At 52.9% G+C, this 2,484-nt stretch carries 3 protein-coding genes and 1 pseudogene; all 4 read right to left on the reverse strand.

Features of this window, described 5'->3' with window-relative positions:
- Window positions 1–135: pseudogene (locus CLV44_RS17140) on the reverse strand (IS3 family transposase); the annotation flags it as partial.
- A 7-nt stretch (window positions 136–142) separates the two neighbouring features.
- Entirely contained in the window at window positions 143–1,210 is a 1,068-nt protein-coding gene (locus CLV44_RS17145; protein ID WP_106593340.1) for an IS110 family RNA-guided transposase, read from the reverse strand.
- Between the two features lie 209 nt (window positions 1,211–1,419).
- Window positions 1,420–2,085, reverse strand: a complete 666-nt coding sequence (locus tag CLV44_RS17150; RefSeq protein ID WP_106593341.1) for an IS3 family transposase — start codon at window positions 2,083–2,085, stop codon at window positions 1,420–1,422.
- A gap of 8 nt (window positions 2,086–2,093) precedes the next feature.
- Window positions 2,094–2,417, reverse strand: coding sequence for a transposase (locus CLV44_RS17155; RefSeq protein ID WP_211298184.1), 324 nt, complete (start codon window positions 2,415–2,417; stop codon window positions 2,094–2,096).
- Window positions 2,418–2,484 lie beyond the last annotated feature (67 nt).

Consider the following 2,484-nt stretch of genomic DNA (forward strand, 5'->3'; position numbering starts at 1 on the left):
GTGCCTACGTACGCGGTTATAAAACACTTCGATGTATTCGAAGATCGCTGATTTTGCTTCGTCTATGCTTCGGTACTGTTCAGCATAGATCAGCTCAACTTTTAACCGGCTGAAAAATGATTCCATTACGGCATTGACGCTCCTATGTCAAGTAATAACCTGAAGACTCAGTCAAGTCTGCAAGAATGAGTGGATAGAGTTCTCTAACTATATAGCGCTTCAGACATCGATGAATCTCCTTGGTTGATAGGCCTTCACACTCCCTGCGTGCCATATACGCTCTCGTTCGGGGCTCACTGCGCATGCGCACCATCGCGATAGTCCACAATGCGTTATTAGCCGTTCGGCTACCGCCACGGTTGAGACGGTGCCTGACAGTTTTTCCTGACGATGCCGGTAATGGGTTCACACCACATAAAGCGGCAAGTGCTGCCTCATTCCTGAGCCGTTCAGGATTATCGCCCGCAACCGATAAAAGTATGGCGGCTGTCTGTGGGCCAACACCGAACTGCTGCCGGAGACGTTTTGCATGCTGAGCAGTGAGTTCGTCCAGTGCCCTATCATGTTCCTTTATCTCTTCAGCCAGGATACGCCATCGCTTGGCCAAAACACGTAAACTGATAGTCAGTGCATGTAGGTGTGGCGTTTCTCCGAGAGAACGGAGCCGTGCGCAGGCTGCTACGCAGTCCTCAGGTTTACTTCGCAATAGCCTGGCACGAATATCATCGGGCGCGCTGATCAGCAGCGCTCTTAGCTGGTTGATTGCTTGTGTCTTTGCTTTAACGGCGCTGCGGCGTGCCACACAAATAATACGCATAGCCTCCGCTGCGCCGGACTGTTCTTTGGGGATGGCGACGGCCCGACCTGCCAATACTGCACGAGCCGCGTTCTCTGCATCAATAGGGTCTGATTTACCTTGAAGCCTTCGTCGGCTTCTGTCCGGTCTGTTCACTTCGTAGACTGTTACACCATGCTCTCGCAGAACCCGAGTTAGGCCTGCTCCGTAGGTGCCGGTGCCTTCAACACCTGCTCGGTTGAGCTGCCCAAACGACTGTGCCCACTTCAACAGCTTCTGGTAACCTGCCGTATTTGTTTCCGTTGGTAGTTCTCCCAACAGTTTACCTGTGCTGCTGATTAGAACTCCCATATGGATATCCAGATGTGTGTCCACGCCAAGAATAACTTCGCGCTTGCTCGAGGGAATGCTCATACGCTCCTCCTTCACGAGAGACGCATTACCAATCCTGAGCGCAGGACAGGACACTTAGGGTGCGATGCAAAGCTCCTATTAGGTCACAAACGCCAGGCCTGGCAATGCCAGGGAACGCCAGATCCCAATCGACAGGTCAATGCGAAGGCATATGATCGAGCCAATCCCAGCACGGGTCAGATTGAGCTGACGTTCTAAAGCATAATGGACTAAGTATCCCAGCAGTTTCCTTTCCGGCTCATGCTTGGCTTACAACCGTGACACTCTATCAATGCCTGATAGCGATTGGAGCGGTACTGAACACCCCGATCAGAGTGAATGATCAGGCCGGGCTCAATATCCCGGCGCTTGAACGCCATGTGCAGCGCATCGGTAATCAACTGCTCGGTCATGTTGGTATCCAGTGTCCAGCCGACGATGCTGCGTGAGTACAGATCCATCACCGTCGCCAAGTATAGCCAGCGATCCTTGACCCAGATGTAGATGATATCGGTCGTCCATTTCTGATTTGGACCGTCTGCGTTGAAACGACGCTTGAGAAGGTTATCAGCGACGCCTGTCATCGCTTCGGTGTTCGGCGAGTACTTGAAGGCTTTGCCATTACGCGCCCGGATGCCGTTATGTTTCAAGATGTTGGCGACATAGTTAACAGAACAGCCGACACCCAGAGCATTCAGCTCCTGAGCGATTCTAGGCGCCCCGTAACGGGCTTTGTAGGTGGCAAAGGTATCCATAACCTGCTCTTCCATGATCTGTCGCCTGCGCACACGAGCACTGAGGCCCCGGCTTAACCAGCGGTAAAATCCTGAGGCCGATACATCCAGAACTCGGCACATCAACCGTATCGCATACTGCCCTCGATACTCCTGTATCAGAGCGTACTTTACTCGTGCTGGCTCGCAAAGTACGGGGGCGGCCCTCCGTCAGCTGCCTTTTTTACGAACTCAAGCTCCTTCTTCAACGCATCACGCTCGCGCCTCAGCTGCCGGACTTCATCACTCTCCGGCTTGGAGTAATCCACTCCGTTAAGGCTATTGAACTGTTTTTCAGACAACCGGGTAAACTGGCGCCTCCAGTTGTAGATCTGACCGGGGTGTATCCCCAGTTCCTTCGCCACTGATGAAGCCGTATGTCCGGATTGATCAGCACGTCTTACTGCCTCGCGGCGAAACTCCTCGGTATAGTGCTGGTACTTTTTCCTGGCCATCTTACACCTCCGCGTCAGGGGTAAACCTAACTATAGAAGGTGTCTACTGTTCGTGGGTAACTCGGAC

This window comes from Marinobacterium halophilum (assembly GCF_003014615.1).
Lineage (GTDB): Bacteria > Pseudomonadota > Gammaproteobacteria > Pseudomonadales > Balneatricaceae > Marinobacterium > Marinobacterium halophilum.

What these genes read in the sequence shown, in the direction of transcription:
- CLV44_RS17145 (WP_106593340.1), bottom strand. Translation starts at nt 1,210, where the DNA reads ATGAGCATTCCCTCGAGCAAGCGCGAAGTTATTCTTGGCGTGGACACA.
- CLV44_RS17155 (WP_211298184.1), bottom strand. Translation starts at nt 2,417, where the DNA reads ATGGCCAGGAAAAAGTACCAGCACTATACCGAGGAGTTTCGCCGCGAG.